Genomic DNA, 19,968 nt, shown 5'->3' with positions numbered 1-19,968 from the left:
TTAATCTACTCAAAAAACTTACTCTAAAAGAATTGCTGGTTTTTAACTTATATAATCTGTTCAATTTTCAAAGATCATTTTACATTACAGCCCCTGCTGTAAGTTTATGCTGATGCTTGTCTTTTATTAGACAGCTAAATCAGTATAACATCACCTCATCAACTTGTCAACATTATCTAAAACTTTTTTAATTTTTAATTATTGTTAACCGCACCACTCGGTGATGTAATCTATCTTACCATATATAATCCTCTTATCATTATGACTATTGACTATATATCTTATTAATTATTATATTTCTCACTAATTCACCTATTTTCATTAAATTTCTCATATTGACACGCTTGGACTAGTTTTTACTAAAAAATCAAAAAATCCACTTAATTCTTTGTAAATGCTATTCTTTTTGCTTTAATAAATTATAGTCTTTTTTTTAGCTACACTATATTGTCTACAACAAAGCATTATGTTACTATACTAATTGGTGGGACAAAAGCGGTTTTTTGTAAAAATCTGAAGAACATTTTATGAATATTATTTTTTATAACTTACAATCAAAATATTTTAAGGCAGGTGTAACAAATGAAAAGGAAAAAGTTGTTTATGTTCCCTTTAATTTTAACAGTAATTATTATCCAATTAATTGGATGTACTTATCATAGTACAATAAATGGAGTTGATAAAACAAATTCTACTAAGGTATCTAAAGTTGAATTTGTAAAAGAATATAAATCTGATTACAATGATGAAGAAGTTTTAGATTCTTATAAAGATACAGAAGGTTTATTTGGACAAGTATATTTTAAAAACGTTCCTGATGATCATGAAACAAAAATATTGTTTATATGGAAAGATAAAAATAATGAAAAAACTATTGCTACTGTAGACACAAAAATCACAGAATCTATGAATAAAACTCCTCTAAGTTCTTATTTCAAATTAAAAACTGAATCTATGCCTAATGGAACATATATTTTAGAAACATACTTAAAAGATACAAACGAACTTTTAAATACAACAGAAATTCAAGTAGCTAATCAATAATTTAAAATTTTCAAAACCATCCACAGCACAAATTTATATGGATGGTTTTATTGTTGATACAAATATTTAAAATAATATGCTTCTAATTATTGGAATGATATATGGTTCATAAATTAAATTTAAGAATACAAATAATATTGCTCCTATAGAACCTCCAAGTACAGAACCATTTATTCTTATCCACTGCAAATCTTGCCCTGCTTTTTCCTCTATAAATTGATTTAGTTTTTCATCTGTAAAACTATTTAAAGTATCACTCGCAATATTTCCTATTACATTATGTTTTTTCTCCAAAATATTATATATTATTTTCTTTATTTCATTATCTATAGAAAACTTAATACTATCACTGGATTTTAAAGAATTCCATAATTTTTCTATTAAATCATCTATAAGCGATTCACTTATTACTATAGGAAGTTGTGATTTTATAATTGTTTTAAAATCTGTTTCTAATAATAGTTTAACTTTCCATTCTTCAATTGATGCTGGAGAAAGTTCAATTTCTTCTATTATTTTGATTATATTTTTTTCACAGACCTCTGCAAGTGTACTCTTCTCCCTCATAAGTTCTTTAAGTATTTTTTCAAGCTGACTCTTTATTACTGTAGCCAAATCTTCTGAAGCTGATACATTTAATTTTTGAAGTAAGCCTTTTAATGAAAAACTTGATATTTCCTCTTTACTCATAAATAATTTTTTAGAAAAGGCCAATATTTTTTCATCACCTTTTTCTCCAGAAAGTTTATTTAAAAAGCTTTGCCCCCATATGCACCTATTTTTATATGTAAATTTATTTTTTGTAAATTCTTTAAATAAGTCTGATAAACTTATATTTTTCCCTTCTTCTTTTACAACCTTCTCAATATATATTAATATTTTATCTGATTCTTTTTCATATATGTAATACAAAATCTTTTTAGTAACTTGTTTCATAACCTTATTATCATCAACATACTTAATAATATGCTCCATTATATGTAGTTTATCTATTTGCTTTTTTAATGTTTCCTTACTTAGTAAATCTGTTTCAACTAAATTTGCTGTTGAATTTATTATAGATTTTCTGTTTCTTGGTATTATTTCAGTATGATATGAAAATCCTAATGGTTTTGTAAAAAGAGCTGTAACTGCAAACCAATCAGCTATTCCTCCTACCAAAGAAGCTTCTGATACAAATATCATTAATTTAAATATCAATATATCTGTATAAAAATATCTTAATATTACTGAAATACAGAATAAAACAAATGAAATTCCAAGGGCTATATTTGCTTTATATTTATAATTCATCTCCACCCCTCCTACACTATCCAAAATGTCATGATATAAGTTATAATTCCAACACCCCCACCAACTAAAGACCCATTTACTCTAATCAACTGTAAATCATTACCTATTATAGGCTCTATCATATTAGAAAGTTCTTCACCACTTACATTATCTAATTTTTCTTTAACCATTAATCCAATTTTATGATGATTTTTTTTAACTAATTTTTCAATTAACCCATTTATACTTTTATTAACTTTCAATTGCTTGTCATCATTACTAATAAAATCTTCTAATTGTCCATCTAATAAATTTTCTATAACATTGTAAGTTTTATCATTTTCTGATTTAAGTTTAGAAATATATTGAACTAATATTTCTTCTATCTTGTCTAGTCGCTTCAATTTCCAGCCTTCTATTTTTTCCTTTAATTCTTCATCTTCATTTAATCTACCAATCTGTTTCCTTATAAATGACTCTATATACTCTCTTTCACTACTTTCCTGTTTTCTAATATCTCCTATAAATTCAACTAATTTTTCTTGAATAGTTGTTGCTATATTTTCTAGGTTTCCTTTTATAAAAAATCCTAAAACCATAACTAAGAAATTTCCTCTATTCAATTCTAAAATTTGAACCACAGCCTCTTTAAGAAGCATTTTTACTTGATATGTTTTTGATAATTCCTCTAATTTATCTACTACTATATCTATAATTTTTTCTTTATAGCCATTATTCCACATCCACTCTATAATTTGTGAAATAATTTTTGAAAGTTCTATTGATTTTAGACTGCTTCTTATAATTTCATTTTCAAACTCCTTATCTAAATCAACAAGTATTTCTTTAAAAATATTATCTAATATAATAATAAGTTCTCTCTTTTTTTCAGCTTCACTTAGTTGTTGTAAAACTTTTGATGCATTAATATCTTGAATTTTATTCATAATGCTCTCTTTAGTTAAAAGCTCTTTTTCAACCATTTCCACTAACGCCTCAAATATACGCTCTCTATTTTTAGGTATTATTTCTGTCCTAAATAACTTAGCTAATAATTTACTATTTAATGGTTTTCTAAATAAAGCTACAACAGCAAACCAATCTGCAAGTCCACCTATCATAGCTGCTAAACAAAGACTTGATATTAATCCTCCTAAAAAACTATCATGGAATGTATAAGATATGAAAAAGCCTACTGAAAAAAATAATAATATACAAGTTGCTATATTACCATTCTTGCTTTTCCTATTTCCAAAGCTCCTTCCCACCTTTATTCCTCCCTTGTATAAGTATTCTATTTATAAAATTAATAATAACAAAGGATATTATAGTTTACCCATGATTGCTAGTCAAACATTCCTCTTCTTCATTCATGCAAGATTTTTTACTTACCTAACATTGAACTAAATATCTATATTTATTTAAGTATCCTATAGATTTTTATTTATTTTTCATCACTAATTAAATTCGAATAGTTAATCGCCCAGTCACATAAATTATTTAAAACTGGCAAAAGGCTTTTCCCATAATCACTAAGAGAATATTCTACTTTAGGTGGAACTTGATTATATACAACTCTATTTATCAACTTATTTTCTTCTAATGACCTAAGTTGTTGAGTTAACATTTTTTGTGTAATATTAGGCAAACTTCTTTTTAATTCATTAAAGCGCATAGTCTTTTTCCCTAAATGCCAAATAATAATAGTATTCCATTTACCTCCTATAACAGATAATTCTCCTCACTGGAGTTTTTCAAGACATGTCCGCAATTATAAAAATCTTGGTATAGATTCAATATTGCGTGATGCTCCAAATCTTATAATAGCAACAGCCCCAAAAGACTTTAAAAATGGAAGAGAGAATACTATTTCTCAACTTACTTATGCTGAATTATACGCAAATACTATTGGACTTGGTACATGTTGGGCTGGACTATTTGAAATGTGTGCATTTTCTAATTATTCCCCATTACTTTCACTCCTTAATATACCTGATGATAAGGTTATTACAGGAGCAATCATGGTTGGATATCCAAAATATAAATATAAAAGATTTGTAGATAGAAATGTATTGAATGTTATATTTATCCCGTAAATCCTAACAAAAATATTAAATAACACCTTATAAAAAAAGCAGTTTAGTATGCCACTATTTACAATACATACCAAACTGCTATTATGTTAAAAATATCTAAGCAAAAAGAGTATTCATTATTTTCTTAAGTTCACTTTCATCTCTGCCATTTCTTTCTACATAATCCTCAAATTGATCCTCATCTATCTTATTAACATCAAAATACTTAGAATCTTTATTAGCAAATAAAATACCACATGTACTTGCTGTAGGATACATCATATAGCTTTCAGTAAGCTCTACATTAAGCACCTTCTCATTATCAAGTAAATCAAATAACTTAACCTTTTCTGAATGATCTCTAAGTGAAGGATAACCAATTGCAGGTCTTATTCCTCTATACTTACCTTTTAATATATCCTCTATAGTTAAGTTTTCATCTTCAGAATATCCCCAGTATTCTTTTCTTACTTTAAGGTGAATATATTCTGCGAAAGCCTCTGCAAGTCTATCTGCTAGTAAAATAACCATAGTTGCACTATAATCATCACCAGCAGCCTTAAGTTTATCTGCATATTCTTTTGCACCTATTCCCCCTGTAGTAATAAATCCACCTACATAATCCTTTACTCCACTCCACTTTGGAGCTACAAAATCTGATAAACACAGGTAAGTGTTGTCTTTTTTCTCTTCTTGTTGTCTAAGAAGATTAAATCTAACTACTTCTGAACCATAATAAACTTCAATATTATCTCCAACTGAATTTGCTTCAAATATACCAATGGCAGCATTTGCTGTTAGAATATTTTCTTTTTCTATTTTATCAAGCATTTTTTCAGCATCAGCTAATAGTTTTTTTGCTTCTTCACCATACTTTGCATCTTCAATTATTTTAGGATATGTCATTTTCATTCCCCAAGCTATAAAGAAAAAGCTCCAATCTATATATCTTCTTAACTCTCCTATAGGAAAACCAATTATTTTCTTTCTTCCCAAAAACTTTGGTTCATCTATTTGTTCTTTATCCCATTCCTTCTTAAAATTATTTTCTCTTGCATATTCTAGAGAAACAAATTTTCTAGGTGATTTATTAAATAGTTCTCTTATAGATTCATACTCTGCTTCTAATGCTTTTAGATAATCTGCTTTCTTTTCCTTATTTAAAAGTAATTTAGCAGCTTCTACTGCTTTTGAAGCATCTATTGTATGAACTACCCCTCCTGAATATTTTGGTGCTATTTTTATTGCTGTATGTGTTTTTGATGTAGTTGCTCCACCAACCATAAGTGGTACTTTAAAACCTTGCTTTTCCATCTCTTCAGCCACATTTGTCATTTCTTCTAATGAAGGAGTTATAAGTCCACTTAATGCAATAATATCTGCATTTTCCTTTTTAGCTACCTCTAAAATAACTTCTGCTGGAACCATTACTCCAAGATCAATTACTTCAAAGTTATTACATGAAAGAACTACTGAAACAATATTTTTTCCTATATCATGAACATCACCTTTTACAGTTGCAAAAACTACTTTTCCAGAACTAACACTTCCACTGGTACTTTTTTCTTCTTCTAAGTATGGCATTAAGACTTCAACAGCCTTTTTCATAACTCTAGCACTTTTTACAACTTGAGGTAAGAACATCTTTCCTTCCCCAAAAAGAGTTCCTACTTCATTCATACCATCCATAAGAGGGCCTTCTATCACTTCTAGGGATTTGCTATATTCAATTCTTACTTCTTCTACATCTTCTTTAATATATTTATCTATCCCCTTTACTAAAGCAGTTTTTAATCTTTCTTTAACATTTAACGCTCTCCAAGCTTCTTTGTTTTGTTCTGCTTTATTTTCTGCTTTATTATAAGTACTAGCAAATTCTAAAAGTTCATCTGCTGCATTTTCACTCTTATTAAAAATAACAGCTTCAACTTTTTCTAATAAATCTTTATCTATTTCATCATAAATTTGTATCATTCCAGGATTAACTATACCCATATCCATTCCTTCTTTAATGGCATGATACAAAAATACTGAATGCATTGCTTCTCTTATTACATTATTACCTCTAAATGCAAAGGAAAGGTTACTTACACCACCACTTACTTTTGCATAAGGTAAATTTTCTTTTATCCATTTAGTAGCCTTAATGAAATCTACAGCATAGTTATTATGCTCTTCTATCCCTGTGGCAATCGTTAAGATATTTGGGTCAAACACTATATCTTCTGGTGGGAATTTAACTTCATTCACTAAAATGTCATAGGCTCTTTTACATATACTGATTTTCTTCTCATATGTATCTGCTTGCCCTTTCTCATCAAAAGCCATAACTACCACACCTGCTCCAAAGCTTTTTATAATTGAAGCCTGTCTTTTGAATTCCTCTTCTCCTACTTTAAGACTTATAGAGTTTACTATTGGCTTACCTTGCAGTGATTTAAGTCCTGCTTCAAGAACTTCAAACTTAGATGAATCTATCATTACTGGAACCTTTGAAATTTCGGGTTCACTTGCTAAAAGTTTTAAGAAAGTTTCCATCTCCTCTTTGGCATCTAAAAGTGCATCATCAAAATTTATATCAACTACTTGAGCCCCATTTGCAACTTGGTCCTTTGCTATAGATAGTGCTTCTTCATAATTTTTTTCCCTAATTAATCTTGCAAACTTTGCTGAGCCTGCTACATTTGTTCTTTCACCTATATTAATGAAGTTATTTTCCTTATTTACTCTAAGAGCTTCTAATCCACAATATACAGTTTCTGTTTCAACTTCTGGAATCTTTCTAGGCTCTTTATCTTTTACAACTTCATATATTGCTTCTATATGGTCTGGTGTTGTCCCACAACAACCTCCAACAATATTTATACATCCTTGATTTACCAAACTCTCTATTAAAGCAGCAGTTTCTTCAGGCTTTTCATCATATTCACCAAAGGAATTTGGAAGACCTGCATTTGGATAAACACTTATGTATCTGTTTTGAGTTTTTGAAAGATACTTTATAAATGGCATTAAATCCTTTGCTCCAAAAGAACAATTTAGACCTATTGCTATTATACTTTCATCTACCATAGAATTTACAAAAGCTTCTAAGGTTTGTCCTGATAATATTCTTCCACTTTTATCTGCAATAGTTCCAGATATTATTATAGGTAATTCTTTGCCCTTTTCTAAAAATGCATCCTTTGTTCCCACAAGTGCAGCTCTTGCATTTAGTGCATCAAAGATTGTTTCTATAAGTATTAAGTCTACTCCGCCATCTATAAGTCCTTCAACTTGCTCTTTATATGCATCTCTTAATTCATCAAAAGTTATATTTCTGTATCCTGGATTTTCAACATCTGGTGATAAAGATGCTGTTTTATTTGTTGGCCCTAATGAACCTGCTACAAAACGTGGTTTATCTGGAGTTTCTGCTGTAAATTTGTCTGCAGCAACTCTTGCAAGTTTTGCACCTTCAAAATTCAGTTCATATATTTTATCTTCTAATTCATAATCCTTTTGAGAAATATTAGTACTATTAAAAGTATTGGTTTCTATTATATCTGCCCCCGCTTTTAGATATGCTTCATGAATCTCGCTTATTATATTTGGATTCGTTACATTTAAAATATCGTTGTTTCCCTTTTGATTGCAAGAAACATTTAAGTTTCCTCTATAATCTTTTTCTTCTAATTTATAATCTTGAATACTTGTTCCCATAGCTCCATCTAGAACTAATATTCTTTCTTTTAGTAAATCTCTAATTTGTAATTTCATTAATTTTCCTCCCCAAGTATTTTTCTTCATTGTTTATGTTTTATAGCCTCTTCTTAGTATTGCATAAAAGCTTGTCTTGCATACCAATAATAAATGTAAACATTCATTATTTCATTTTATATGATTTATTGGAAAGTTTCCAACTTTTTAATATATAATTCTTCACGTCTATCATCTTTTAAATGAAAACTCTCTCTAATCTTAGAAACTTTAGAAAAATCTAAAGTTTCTACAATTAATTTTTCTTCATTATCTCTTCTATTTCTAATTTTCCCATCTGGATCTACAACTACAGAATTTCCATTGTATTCCACCCCATCGCCATTTCCCACTCTATTAATTCCAACTATAAAACATTGATTTTCAATTGCTCGTGCTTTTAGTAATATTATCCAATGATCTTCCCTTAATTTTGGCCAATTTGCAGCAACTATTATTAAGCTAGAATTTCTTGAAGCAATTTGAAATATTTCTGGAAATCTTAAATCATAACATATAAAAGGAGTTATTGTTATTCCATTTATAGTACAATTCATTATCTCTTCCCCTTTTGTGTATTTTTCCTTTTCACCAGCAAAAGAAAACGGATGTATCTTTTTATAATTGACAAGAATCTCTCCATTACAAGAAACCATTGCATATTTATTTTCTCCCTTACCATTATCGTTCACTGCATACCCAATACCAATACTAATTTTATATTTCTTGGCTTGTTTTTTTAGCCATTCTAATATTTCTGTTTCATTAATAATCAAGCTATCTAAATTCATTGTAAACCCAGTTAAGATCATTTCAGGAAATAATAGAAGTTCAACATTTCTCTTTGAAGCTTCTTTAATATAAGATTCACATTTATTCATGTTTCTTATTTGATTTTCCCATAATACATCCATTTGACATAAACCAAGAACCATTTCCTTCTCCTCCAACTTTCTATATATAATATTTTACCATCAGTCTTACCATTCTAATAGTAAACTAAACATATTTCTCCTATATTACTATTTGCATTTTAATAATTTTTGAACTATTATTTAAGAAATACTATAATTTTATGAATACCAATATAACAAATTATAAAAAAAGGGGAAGATAAATTCATGGCTTCACTAAGTAAAGAACAAATTAATATTCTTGTAGTAGATGATGAAGAAAGTATTGTAGATTTCATTAAAATGGGATTAGAAGCAGAAGGATTTAATGTATACTCTGCCTCAAATGGTATTGAGGCAGTTTCATTATGTAAAAATTTAAAACCTCACTTAATTATTTTAGATATTATGCTTCCAGGAATGGATGGATATGAAGTTTGTTCTCAAATAAAAAAAACAGTAAATTCACAGGTTATAATGTTAACAGCAAGAGATGATGTGGATGATCGTGTAAAAGGTCTTGATATTGGTGCAGATGATTATATGGTAAAACCTTTTAGTTTTAAGGAACTAATTGCACGTATAAATGCTAGATTAAGAAGTAGTTTTCCTGAATTTAATGATATCAACTGTGTAGGAAATTTTTATATAGATGATGGTGCTCATGAAATCACTTATAATGGCAATATTTTAGACTTACCTCCTACCCAATACAATCTGCTTAGATATTTACTTTTAAATAATGGCTTAGTTCTAAGCAAATCATCAATTCTTGAAAAAGTTTGGGGATATGATTTTAATGGAGAAGAAAATATAGTTGAAGTTTACATACGATACCTAAGAGATAAAATTGGTGATAAAGATCACAATATAATACGAACTGTTCGTGGAGTTGGATATAAGGTGGTAGTATGATGAAAAAGCTAAATAAAACTAGCTTACAATGGCAATTATTTTCTCGTTTTTTTATAATATTAATGGTTTTATTATTTTCCTTGGGAGTATTTCAATATTTGACAACAAAAAATTATCTGTCTAAAAGTAAAATTGAACTACTTTCTGCAAAGTTCCATGAAATAGATTTTAAATCTTTGTCTTGTATTGATACAACAGAGGAATTGGAAAAAAACGCCTCTAATATTATAAATAAATTAGTTGGTATTAATATTAATGTATCAATTATAAGCAGTGACGGCTCAACCTTTCTAACATCCAAAGATTCAACTAATATATTAATTGAAAAAAATCGAAATATAACTGAATCCCATGATGAAAATAATGATACTTCTCATGAGAAAACCAAAAAAAAATTTATAACATCTATACCAAAGCTATCTAGCAGCGATTATATAAATATTCTAAATCAGTATGGAAATTTAGAAAAAACTTTTCAACTTGTTGAAGATGAAGATGATAATTTAAATGTAGTTATTTGGCGTAAGATTGGTCCCCTTGATTGTCCTACTGGTTTAATTCAACTTAGTACTCCTGTGGGAGATATAGAAGAAATGCTTAGTAAGGAAATATCAATATACATAGGAATTTCTATAATTGTTTTAATTATTGGAACAATTATAGGTGGGGCAGTCTTTAAACAAACATTAACACCTTTATCAAATATGAGCAGAACTCTTGAAAATATTACAGTAACTGAATTAAATACTAGACTTCCTGAAAATAATGGACAATCTGAAATAGATACACTTTCTACATCATTTAATAATATGCTCGAAAGAATTGAAAATACATTTGAAAAAGAGCAACTAATTAAAGAAAAAATGCGTCAATTTGTTTCAGATGCTTCTCATGAACTTAGAACTCCTCTCACTTCAATACATGGTTTTGTTGAAGTATTACTACGGGGAGCTGCAAAAAACGAAAAGCAATTAAATTTAGCATTAAATAGTATCCTATTAGAAAGCGAAAGACTTACTAAGTTAGTTAATGATCTTCTAACTTTAAATAGACTTGACCAAAATAATAAGATTGAATTTAAAAATGAAAATATTAATGAAGTTATTCTTGAAATTCTTCCTCAACTTGAAATTTTGTTATCTAAGAGAAAAATTGAATTAGAACTTAAAGATAATGTATTTGCTAATATAAACAAAAATCAAATCAAACAGATTATTTTTAACTTAGTCCAAAATTCAATAAGACATACAGATGAAAATAGTGGTATTATAACAATTTCCACTAATATAGACTATATAGAAAATAAAAAATTTATAGTTTTAAAAATATCTGATAATGGTACTGGAATATCTGAAAAACACCTTAATAAAATTTTTGATAGATTTTTTAGAAGTGAATCCCATAGAGCTCGTGAACAAGGAGGGTATGGACTTGGTCTTTCTATAGTAAAATCTATAATAGATGCTCATAATGGACAAATTAAAGTTGAAAGTAAACTTGGAATTGGAACAACCTTTTCCATATATCTAAACTAAATATAAAATTAATCATAAGCTATCTCAAATAAGAGTGAATAACTTCATTTGAGATAGCTTTTTTATATTATCAACTTCTATTAAATGTATAGAAGTTTCTTCTGAAAATTATATTTTTCTCAGCAAATTCTAAGCTAACTCTAAAGTATTATTAAGGTTCATTATTTATACTTGTTTTATAACAACAAATAAATTTATAGTTTGTAGGTGATTGTTTTGGTACTAATTGTAGTAGAGATTATTTTAGTCATATTGTTAATTTCCATATTAATTTTAGTCTTCTTTACTCGAAAGAAACCTAATATTATTTCAGAAAAAAGTTTTTTTGTTCTTGGAACAATAATTTATTTAAAAGCATTTGGTAAAAATGCTGAAAAAGCTATTAATGAAGCAATTGAATGTCTTATTAATATTGATGATAAAATGTCAGTATTTAAAGATAATAGTGAAATATCAAGGATAAATAAAAATGCTGGAATATCTTCTCAAGTTGTCAGTAAAGATACATTTTATTTGATAGATAAATCTATTAAATATAGCGAACTCTTAGAAGGAACTTTTGATCCTACTATAAAACCATTAGTTTCTCTTTGGGGAATTGGCACAAAATCTCAAAGAATACCCTCAAATGCAGATATAAAGGATAAATTAGCTTTAGTCAACTATAAAGATATAATTCTAAATAGGAATGATAACTCCATTGCTTTAAAAAGACAAAATCAATCTATTGATGTTGGAGGTATAGCTAAAGGGTATGCTGCAGATGAAGTTATTACTATATTCAAGAAATATAGTATTAAAAGTGCTTTAATTGATTTAGGAGGCAATATTTTTGTTTTAGGAACTAAAGATAATGACTCTTTTTGGAATGTTGGGATTCAAAATCCTTTTGGGACAAGAGGTGAATATATTGGAATACTTAGCTTAAAAGATAAATCCATAGTTACTTCTGGTAATTATGAAAGATATTTTACTAAAGGTAATGATAGATTTCATCATATAATTGACCCACATACTGGATACCCATCTAAAAGCAGAATTATAAGTGCTACTATAATTTCTGATAAATCATTAGATGGTGATGGTTTATCAACTGGTGTTTATATTATGGGAGTAGAAAAATCTTTAAACATTATTGAATCACTAGATGGAATTGATGCCATATTTATAACTGAAGATAAAAATATTTATCTAACTTCTGGTATAAATGCCAATTTTAAATTGTCTAATGATGAATTTATTTGTAATTAAAAGGAGATGTAAAGATGTTAAAAAAAATAAAAAAAATACAACTTTTTAGACATATTGTACAATTAATATCATTTATTCTTATTCCAGGATTGTATATCATGTCATTTAGTGAAATTAAAAAAATTTATCAAATGATTGTGGATGGAAATTTTCATTTCCTTCAAGCATTCCCTAGCTTCGTTGAGCTAATAATAGTTATTCTTGTTACTATGTTGCTTGGTAGATTTTTCTGTGGCTGGTTTTGTGCATTTGGTACATATAATGATTGGCTTCATTTATTATCTAAAAATGTATTTAAAATTAATTTTAAAATAAATGAAAAAGTGGATTCTATCTTAAAATATACTAAGTATATAGTTTTATTACTCTTCATAATAGTTTCTTGGACTATTGGAAGTAACTTATTAAACGGTACAAGTCCTTGGGATGCTTTTGCTCAAATAACTGATTTCTCATATGTAATATTTAATCTAACTATTGGTTTTATACTTCTAGTTTTAATAACTATTGGTGCGTTCTTTATAGAAAGATTTTTCTGTAGATATTTATGTCCTTTAGGTGCTATATTTACTATTGTATCAAAACTTAGCATTTTCAAAATTAATAAACCAGGAGAAAAATGTGGAAAATGTAGAATGTGTACAATGAATTGTTCTATGGGATTACCTTTATACAAAATGGAATCAGTTCGTGGTGGTGAATGTATTAATTGCTTAAAATGCCTTGAAGTATGTCCACGAAAAAATACAAAAGGAAATATAGTTAACCAAGATGTTAACCCAGTACTTGCTAGTTCAGTTGCAATTGCTACTTTTGCAGGAGTATATGGATTGACTAACATTACGAGTAGTGTTTTAACTGAAAAAGGTATAGCTTCTGCTATTGTAGAATCAAGTAATTCTGCTACTTCTTCTCAAAACTATAAAGATGGTACTTATACTGGTACTGGTACTGGTTTTAAAGGTGGTACAACTAAAGTTTCTGTTACAGTAAGTGGTGGAAAAATTACAAGTATTGAAACCATTTCACAAGAAGATACTCCTGATTTCTATGAAAAAGCAGAGCAAACTATGTTCAAAAAAATAGTTTCTTCTCAATCTACTGATGTTGATACTATATCTGGCGCTACTTATAGCTCTAAAGGAATTATTGAGGCTACAGAAAAGGCATTAAACCAAGCTTCTGAAGGCTCATCAACCAATAGCAATGAAGAAACAACTTCAAATGACAGTAAAAATGAAAATACAACAAATTCAAATACCCAACAAAGTTATAAAGATGGTACTTATACCGGTACTGGTACTGGCTTTAAAGGTGGTACCACTAAAATTTCTGTTACTGTTCAAGGTGGTAAAATAACTAAAGTTGAAACTTTATCAAATGAAGATACCCCTAAGTTTTATGAAAGTGTAAAAGATACAATGTCAAAAGAAATAATTTCTGCTCAATCTACTGATGTTGATACTATATCTGGTGCTACTTATAGCTGTAAAGGAATTATTGAAGCTGCAAAAAATGCTTTAAGCCAAGCTTCTGAAAATTCATCATCAAATAATAGTACAACTTCAAATAGTAGCAATGCTAAAACAGCTACTAACACTCAACAAAGCTATAAAGATGGTACTTATAGTGGTAGTGGTACTGGCTTTAAAGGTGGGACAACTAAATTATCTGTTACTGTTCAAGGTGGTAAAATAACTAAAGTTGAAACTCTATCACATGAAGATACTCCTAAGTTTTATGATAGAATAGATGACAATATGTTTAGTAAAATAATTTCTGCACAATCAACCTCAGTAGACACTATATCTGGTGCTACTTATAGTTGTAAAGGAATTATCGAAGCTACAAAAAATGCTTTAAGCCAAGCAAAATAATATCAATGTTATAATATTGTAACTTTTGTATAATTGACTTGTTTTGAAAAAAGGATACAATATATATATGAAATATGTAAGAATTTTTAAAGCACTATCAAATGAAACTCGTTTAAATATTTTAATGTGGCTTAAGTCTCCCAATGACAATTTTCCACAACAAAATCATCCTCTTGAAGATAATGATTTTGTTAATGGTGTTTGTGTTGGATCTATTAAGGACAAGTCTGGTTTATCCCAGTCTACCACATCTGAATATCTGTCCATACTACAACATGCAGGTTTTCTTGAATGTAAGCGCATAGGTCAATGGACATATTTTAGAAGAAATGAACAATTTATAAAAGAATTGTCTAACTGGATTGGAAAGGAGCTATAAGATATAAAAACAGGACATTTCAAAATGATTAAACGAATTATTTTGATAGTCCTGTTTTGTTTATTTATAAATTATTTTCTTTATTTTTTTGCTCTTCTACCTGTTTTAAATAATTTATTTGAACTTCTGTCTTTCCTTGGTATTTTAAATTATCTTCAATAGAATTGCTATCACCATTACTAGATTTTGAATTTGATGCTGAATTTATTGCAGCTTTCATTTCATTAAATTGCTGTTTTGTAAGCTTTATATAACTTCCACAATTAGGGCAAGCAACACAATATCTTTTTTCATATGGTATTATAGGTATGAAAAATAGTGTAAACCATGTTCTTATTACATATAACTGCCAAATGCTTGTACTATTACAATAACTACATGTTTTTTGAAATACTGGTCCAATAACTTTTCTAGTTACTCTTCCCCATCCCCAGATTATCATTAAAATCACCTCATCTTAAGTTTTTCTTCCCAATTATAACATCTCATTTTTTTTTTAACAACATTAAAACTCTATACTATAAATATATAAATAAGTAAGGTTTCCTCAAAAAAATCCACACATTTTTAAAATAATGTGTAGATTTCTAATTTAATATAAAATTTTAATTGTTCTTACTCCACAAGATATTAAAAAGTTTAATAAAAAATAAACTCCTGCTAAAGTTCCAAAAAGTAAAAATACTTGAGTAGAACTTGCAAAGCTTCCCATAAGTATCATTCCATTACCTGTAAACTCTTCAATTCCTACCACCCACAAGAATGATGTATCTTTAATAACTGTTACCACTTGAGATAAAAATGTAGGAATACATCTTCTAAAACTTTGTGGCAATATGATATATCTCAATGTTTGAATTTTTGAAAATCCCTGTGAATAAGCTGCCTCATACTGTCCGTTATTAATAGAGTTTATTCCTCCCCTTAAAATTTCCGCCATTACTGCTGAAGTAAATAAAGTAAAGGATAATATCCCTGAATATACTGGTTTTATAGGTACCAAAAATCTTATAGAAAGAATCCATAATAATAATGGTGTATTTCTAAATATCTCAATATACATCGTTGCAAACTTTCCTAAAAACCTTGTTGAATACTTTCTTAAAATAGCAAGAATTGTTCCAATTATAATACTTAATAAAATTGTTGAAGAAGCTATTACTAAAGTTAACTTCATTCCTTCTAGTAAAAATAGTATATTTATATTATTTAAGACTTGTGACACTTTTAAACCCCTCCTTCAATAGTGGATGTCATTCTAGTATTTAGAGTAGCTCCTTCTACTTCTTTCGTTTTTTTCTTTCTTAATTCAAGTTTTCGCGATAATCTTGCAAGTGGATAGCAAAGTATAAAGTATAAAATACCTGTCACAACATATGCTGGTCCATAATACATATTAGAAGTTGACCATGAATCTGCTCTATACATTAAATCTCCTCCTGCAATCATTGCAAGTACTGAGGTATTTTTGATTAAATTAACTAATTGATTTGTAAGAGGTGGTATTATTATTTTTATTGTTTGAGGCAAAATAATATATCTCATGGCTTGATTATGTGAAAATCCTTGAGCTTTAGCTGCTTCAAATTGACCTTTGGGTATTGATGTTATCCCAGCTCTTACAACTTCAGATATATATGCTCCATGATATACTCCAACACCTATAACTCCTATAGCAAATACAGGTAAGACTATTTTTATATATGGAAGTCCATTAAATAAGAAAAATACTTGTATTACAAGAGGTGTGTTTTGAATTACTTCCACATATATCCTACTAATGGCTTTTAATATTTTAAATCTACTTGTTGAAAGCATTCCAAAAATTATACCTAAAATTAAAGCAAGAATTAATCCTAAAATAGCAACTTCAAGAGTTATTAAAAATCCATTTAAGAATATATCAAATTGATTAAATAATGCTTTCCACTTAAATGCAGCAAATGGACCATTCATCACTTTATTCCCCATTTTTGAATTAACTTATCCATTTCACCTGAACTTTTCATATTGTTGACTACTTTATTAATACATTCAGCTAATTCTGTATTATCTTTTTTGCTTGCAATTCCATACTCTTGTGGATTAAATCTATCATCTAATATCTCTGAAGAATCATCAACATATCCATTTAAAATAGAAGCATCAACTGCGAAACAATCAACTCTACCTGAATCTAATGCTGCTTTAATTTCAGGATAGCTACCAAATTCTGAATATTTTAATGTAATTCCTTGCTTTTTAGCTTCATCTTCAAGAGCTATTTTAGTTGTAGAACTTTGAGCTACTCCAATATTTTTTCCACTCAAATCTTTAAAGGATGATGCTCCTAAATTTTTCTTAACCAATAATCCAATTCCATCTGTTAGATATGAATCTGAAAAGTTATAACTATTCTTTCTCTCTTGTGTTATTGTAAATGTTGCAGCAACCATATCTATTTCTCCATTATCAAGAAGTGGCCCTCTTGTCTTTGCTGTAACTCCTTGCAATTCAATTTTATTTTCATCCCCAAAAATTTCCTTTGCTACTTGTTTTGATAAATCAACTTCAAATCCTTCTATTTGTCCTGTTTTAGCATTTTTATAACCAAATTTAGGAACATCTATCTTTACACCAACTTTTAATACTTCCCTATCCTTTATTTCTTGTATTCCCTTACCACTTTGGCTGTTTCCTGAATCAGATTCACAACCTGCCATCATCATACATAGACCTATTCCCAATGCTAATAATGCTTTCCTAAATTTCACAATTTTGTCCCCCTTTTTACTTTTGATTGATGATCTATTTACTAAACTCATTACCGTATAACTTTATTTAAAAAACTTTTTGCTCTTTCATTTTTAGGACTTATAAAAAATTCTTCTGGTTTTCCATACTCAATTATTTGTCCCCCATCCATAAACACAATTCTATCTGCAACTTGTTTAGCAAATCCCATTTCATGAGTAACTACAACCATAGTAATATTCTCCTTTGATAATCCAACTAATACATCTAATACTTCTTGAATCATTTCAGGATCTAATGCAGAAGTTGGTTCATCAAATAACATTATTTTAGGATGCATATTAAGAGCCCTCGCTATAGCAACTCTTTGTTGTTGCCCTCCTGATAATTCACTTGGATAAGCATTTGCCTTCTCTTTAAGCCCTACCCTTTCCAAATAATTAATTCCTGATTCCTTTGCATCTTTTTTGCTTACATTTTGAAGCTTTATAGGTGCTAGTGTAAGATTCTCTAATACAGTCATATGTGGATACAGATTAAATTGTTGAAAAACCATAGCAATGTATTGACGTACCTTACTTAAATTCTTTTTTGACTTCAAATCATTTCCATCAACTATTACTTTGCCTTCTGTAGGTTCCTCTAAATAATTCATACATCTTATAAGAGTTGATTTTCCTGAACCACTTGGTCCTATAACAACTAACTTTTCTCCTTCTTTAACCTTTAGGTTAATATTTTTTAAAACATGTACATCCCCAAAGTTTTTAACTACATTTTCTAAACTTATCATATATGTCCCCCTTTAACTTATGCAAAAATATTATTATTCCCATTTGGATTCTATTTTGAAGGCCCTAGTATCTATTTAATATGAATTATCACATTAAAAAGGAGCCTTGGCATAAATGCCAAAGCTCCATCGCTAAGTGCTAAATCTTTTACTAAATTATACCTTTTTTTCTCTTTAAAGTCAATCTATTTTAAGCTTATAATTTATTGAATAAAATGGTATAATTGTTATTATTAATTACAAGGAGACTTAATATGAATCCTAAATATAAGAACTCAATTTATCTTGAAGAATATGTACAAATAAATGGTATTGATCAATATTTATTTCATGCTGGAACAAAATCCGAAAATCCAATAATGCTTTTTTTACATGGAGGTCCTGGAAGTGTTGAATCATTATTTGCATACACTTTTCAAAAGAAGTGGGAAGATATCTATACAGTTATACACTGGGATCAACGCGGTTCTGGAAAAACCCTCCTTAAAAACCCTGATAAGGATAAATACCCCACCCCTGACTTATTAATAAAAGATTTATTTGAAATAATTGAATATCTTAAAAAGAAATATAATAAGAAAAAAATAGTTTTACTTGGCCATTCTTGGGGAAGTGTTTTGGGTAGTATATTTATAAAAAAATATCCTGAATCAATTGCTTATTATATAGGCGTAGGACAAGTTGTTAATATGGCTGAAAATGAAAGTATTGGCTATAAAAAAGTTAAAGAAGCCATACTGAATGCTAATGATAAGAACTCTCTAAAAAAGCTTAACTCTATAGGAATTTATCCAAAAGAAACTTTTGATGAGACTTTTATTAAAAGTTGTAAAAAATTACGTAAATTACAGGGTAAATATAATTTAGCTGTTAAGATTGATTTATCTATATTTACTTCTGCCTTTAAAAGTCCAATTTTTAAAAGCTCTGATATTTTAGCCTTAATAAAAAGCCTAAAATCAAATGAAAGTCTAATTCAATTTTTATTTGATTTTAACTTAAATTTAGAATCAATTGAATATGAAGTACCAATTTATTATATATTAGGTGAAAATGATTGGCAGGTTCCATATACTATTGCTAAAGAATACTTTAATAAAATAAATGCCCCACATAAGGATTTATATATTATCCCTAATGCTGGACATATGACCATGATGGATCAACCTGAATTGTTTTTTAATTCATTATCAGAAATTTATATTAAAAATAATCTTTAGAAGATTTTACAAACATCACTTTATTACACCTATACCAAAGCACCATGCTTATTTAAATAAAGAGCTCCACTTTATCATGAAGCTCTTTATTTTATACTAATTTATTTAGCTTGATTTAATGCATCTTGTACTGCATCCATTATTCCTTTCGAACTATATGTTGCTCCTGATACTACATCTACTTTTGTTGATTGTTTTTCCATTATCTCTTTTGTTATTGTTCCTATTGTTTTTTCATAGAAT

The 19,968-nt window shown here is 28.3% G+C and carries 18 protein-coding genes and 1 pseudogene; 8 read left to right on the top strand and 11 right to left on the bottom strand.

Annotated elements, in window-relative coordinates; genetic code table 11:
- Window positions 1–582 precede the first annotated feature (582 nt).
- On the top strand, window positions 583–1,044 hold the full coding sequence (locus NNC19_RS12380; protein WP_310938971.1) for a hypothetical protein: 462 nt from the start codon (window positions 583–585) through the stop codon (window positions 1,042–1,044).
- Between the two features lie 66 nt (window positions 1,045–1,110).
- Here NNC19_RS12380 and NNC19_RS12375 read toward each other — a convergent pair whose 3' ends face one another.
- The 3 genes from NNC19_RS12375 to NNC19_RS12365 form a co-directional block, all read right to left on the bottom strand.
- On the bottom strand, window positions 1,111–2,337 hold the full coding sequence (locus NNC19_RS12375) for a DUF445 domain-containing protein (RefSeq protein ID WP_310938970.1): 1,227 nt from the start codon (window positions 2,335–2,337) through the stop codon (window positions 1,111–1,113).
- 11 nt (window positions 2,338–2,348) lie between these two features.
- Complete coding sequence (locus NNC19_RS12370; RefSeq protein WP_310938969.1) at window positions 2,349–3,584, bottom strand: DUF445 domain-containing protein; 1,236 nt, start codon at window positions 3,582–3,584, stop codon at window positions 2,349–2,351.
- Between the two features lie 176 nt (window positions 3,585–3,760).
- Window positions 3,761–4,042 (bottom strand): winged helix-turn-helix transcriptional regulator, encoded by a 282-nt coding sequence (locus NNC19_RS12365; protein WP_310938973.1) that lies wholly within the window; start codon window positions 4,040–4,042, stop codon window positions 3,761–3,763.
- 7 nt (window positions 4,043–4,049) lie between these two features.
- Here NNC19_RS12365 and NNC19_RS12360 point away from each other — a divergent pair.
- Window positions 4,050–4,412: pseudogene (locus tag NNC19_RS12360) on the top strand (nitroreductase family protein); the annotation flags it as partial.
- Between the two features lie 96 nt (window positions 4,413–4,508).
- Here the strand turns inward: NNC19_RS12360 and metH are convergent.
- Window positions 4,509–8,150 carry a methionine synthase gene (gene metH, locus NNC19_RS12355; protein WP_310938968.1) on the bottom strand — a complete coding sequence of 1,214 codons (3,642 nt, stop codon included), beginning with the start codon at window positions 8,148–8,150 and terminating at the stop codon, window positions 4,509–4,511.
- Window positions 8,151–8,275: 125 nt separating this feature from the next.
- Complete coding sequence (locus tag NNC19_RS12350; protein WP_310938967.1) at window positions 8,276–9,043, bottom strand: nitrilase-related carbon-nitrogen hydrolase; 768 nt, start codon at window positions 9,041–9,043, stop codon at window positions 8,276–8,278.
- Between the two features lie 207 nt (window positions 9,044–9,250).
- Between NNC19_RS12350 and NNC19_RS12345 the strand changes: the two genes are divergently transcribed.
- The 5 genes from NNC19_RS12345 (at window position 9,251) to NNC19_RS12325 (ending at window position 14,979) form a co-directional block, all read left to right on the top strand.
- The gene (locus NNC19_RS12345) at window positions 9,251–9,937 is read left to right on the top strand and encodes a response regulator transcription factor (RefSeq protein WP_310938966.1); all 687 of its coding nucleotides are present in this window, start codon (window positions 9,251–9,253) and stop codon (window positions 9,935–9,937) included.
- Window positions 9,937–11,472: a HAMP domain-containing sensor histidine kinase gene (locus NNC19_RS12340; RefSeq protein WP_310938965.1), complete on the top strand. Its 1,536-nt coding sequence runs from the start codon at window positions 9,937–9,939 to the stop codon at window positions 11,470–11,472. Before NNC19_RS12345 ends, NNC19_RS12340 begins: the two co-directional genes overlap by 1 nt.
- A gap of 216 nt (window positions 11,473–11,688) precedes the next feature.
- The gene (locus tag NNC19_RS12335; protein ID WP_396136420.1) at window positions 11,689–12,723 is read left to right on the top strand and encodes an FAD:protein FMN transferase; all 1,035 of its coding nucleotides are present in this window, start codon (window positions 11,689–11,691) and stop codon (window positions 12,721–12,723) included.
- Window positions 12,724–12,737: 14 nt separating this feature from the next.
- The gene (locus NNC19_RS12330; protein WP_310938963.1) at window positions 12,738–14,600 is read left to right on the top strand and encodes an FMN-binding protein; all 1,863 of its coding nucleotides are present in this window, start codon (window positions 12,738–12,740) and stop codon (window positions 14,598–14,600) included.
- Between the two features lie 43 nt (window positions 14,601–14,643).
- Window positions 14,644–14,979: a metalloregulator ArsR/SmtB family transcription factor gene (locus NNC19_RS12325; RefSeq protein ID WP_310938962.1), complete on the top strand. Its 336-nt coding sequence runs from the start codon at window positions 14,644–14,646 to the stop codon at window positions 14,977–14,979.
- Between the two features lie 64 nt (window positions 14,980–15,043).
- Here the strand turns inward: NNC19_RS12325 and NNC19_RS12320 are convergent, their stop codons facing one another.
- The 5 genes from NNC19_RS12320 to NNC19_RS12300 form a co-directional block, all read right to left on the bottom strand.
- Window positions 15,044–15,421: a zinc ribbon domain-containing protein gene (locus NNC19_RS12320; RefSeq protein WP_310938961.1), complete on the bottom strand. Its 378-nt coding sequence runs from the start codon at window positions 15,419–15,421 to the stop codon at window positions 15,044–15,046.
- Window positions 15,422–15,571: 150 nt separating this feature from the next.
- Window positions 15,572–16,204: an amino acid ABC transporter permease gene (locus tag NNC19_RS12315; RefSeq protein WP_310938960.1), complete on the bottom strand. Its 633-nt coding sequence runs from the start codon at window positions 16,202–16,204 to the stop codon at window positions 15,572–15,574.
- Between the two features lie 2 nt (window positions 16,205–16,206).
- Window positions 16,207–16,935, bottom strand: a complete 729-nt coding sequence (locus NNC19_RS12310) for an amino acid ABC transporter permease (protein WP_310938959.1) — start codon at window positions 16,933–16,935, stop codon at window positions 16,207–16,209.
- A complete protein-coding gene (locus NNC19_RS12305) occupies window positions 16,935–17,687 on the bottom strand; it encodes a transporter substrate-binding domain-containing protein (protein ID WP_396136421.1) in 753 nt (250 codons plus the stop codon). Before NNC19_RS12305 ends, NNC19_RS12310 begins: the two co-directional genes overlap by 1 nt.
- A gap of 95 nt (window positions 17,688–17,782) precedes the next feature.
- Window positions 17,783–18,505, bottom strand: a complete 723-nt coding sequence (locus NNC19_RS12300) for an amino acid ABC transporter ATP-binding protein (protein WP_310938957.1) — start codon at window positions 18,503–18,505, stop codon at window positions 17,783–17,785.
- Window positions 18,506–18,759: 254 nt separating this feature from the next.
- On the opposite strand from NNC19_RS12300, the gene NNC19_RS12295 reads away from it, so the two are divergent.
- Window positions 18,760–19,725, top strand: a complete 966-nt coding sequence (locus tag NNC19_RS12295) for an alpha/beta hydrolase (protein WP_310938956.1) — start codon at window positions 18,760–18,762, stop codon at window positions 19,723–19,725.
- 101 nt (window positions 19,726–19,826) lie between these two features.
- Here the strand turns inward: NNC19_RS12295 and NNC19_RS12290 are convergent.
- Window positions 19,827–19,968, bottom strand: a 142-nt coding sequence (locus NNC19_RS12290) for an FMN-binding protein (RefSeq protein ID WP_310938972.1), incomplete at its 5' end; no start/stop codon positions are given.

The sequence above is a fragment of the Clostridium sp. SHJSY1 genome (assembly GCF_031626875.1).
Classification (GTDB): Bacteria; Bacillota; Clostridia; order Clostridiales; family Clostridiaceae; genus Clostridium.
Note: the sequence above shows the minus strand (reverse complement) of the source record. Positions and strands in the feature narration are given on the sequence as shown.

Coding starts and splice junctions, on each gene's coding strand:
- metH (WP_310938968.1), bottom strand. CDS start 8,150: ATGAAATTACAAATTAGAGATTTACTAAAAGAAAGAATATTAGTTCTA.
- NNC19_RS12345 (WP_310938966.1), top strand. CDS start 9,251: ATGGCTTCACTAAGTAAAGAACAAATTAATATTCTTGTAGTAGATGAT.
- NNC19_RS12305 (WP_396136421.1), bottom strand. CDS start 17,687: ATGATGATGGCAGGTTGTGAATCTGATTCAGGAAACAGCCAAAGTGGT.
- NNC19_RS12330 (WP_310938963.1), top strand. CDS start 12,738: ATGTTAAAAAAAATAAAAAAAATACAACTTTTTAGACATATTGTACAA.
- NNC19_RS12380 (WP_310938971.1), top strand. CDS start 583: ATGAAAAGGAAAAAGTTGTTTATGTTCCCTTTAATTTTAACAGTAATT.
- NNC19_RS12350 (WP_310938967.1), bottom strand. CDS start 9,043: ATGGATGTATTATGGGAAAATCAAATAAGAAACATGAATAAATGTGAA.
- NNC19_RS12300 (WP_310938957.1), bottom strand. CDS start 18,505: ATGATAAGTTTAGAAAATGTAGTTAAAAACTTTGGGGATGTACATGTT.
- NNC19_RS12375 (WP_310938970.1), bottom strand. CDS start 2,337: ATGAATTATAAATATAAAGCAAATATAGCCCTTGGAATTTCATTTGTT.
- NNC19_RS12310 (WP_310938959.1), bottom strand. CDS start 16,935: ATGAATGGTCCATTTGCTGCATTTAAGTGGAAAGCATTATTTAATCAA.
- NNC19_RS12340 (WP_310938965.1), top strand. CDS start 9,937: ATGAAAAAGCTAAATAAAACTAGCTTACAATGGCAATTATTTTCTCGT.
- NNC19_RS12320 (WP_310938961.1), bottom strand. CDS start 15,421: ATGATAATCTGGGGATGGGGAAGAGTAACTAGAAAAGTTATTGGACCA.
- NNC19_RS12295 (WP_310938956.1), top strand. CDS start 18,760: ATGAATCCTAAATATAAGAACTCAATTTATCTTGAAGAATATGTACAA.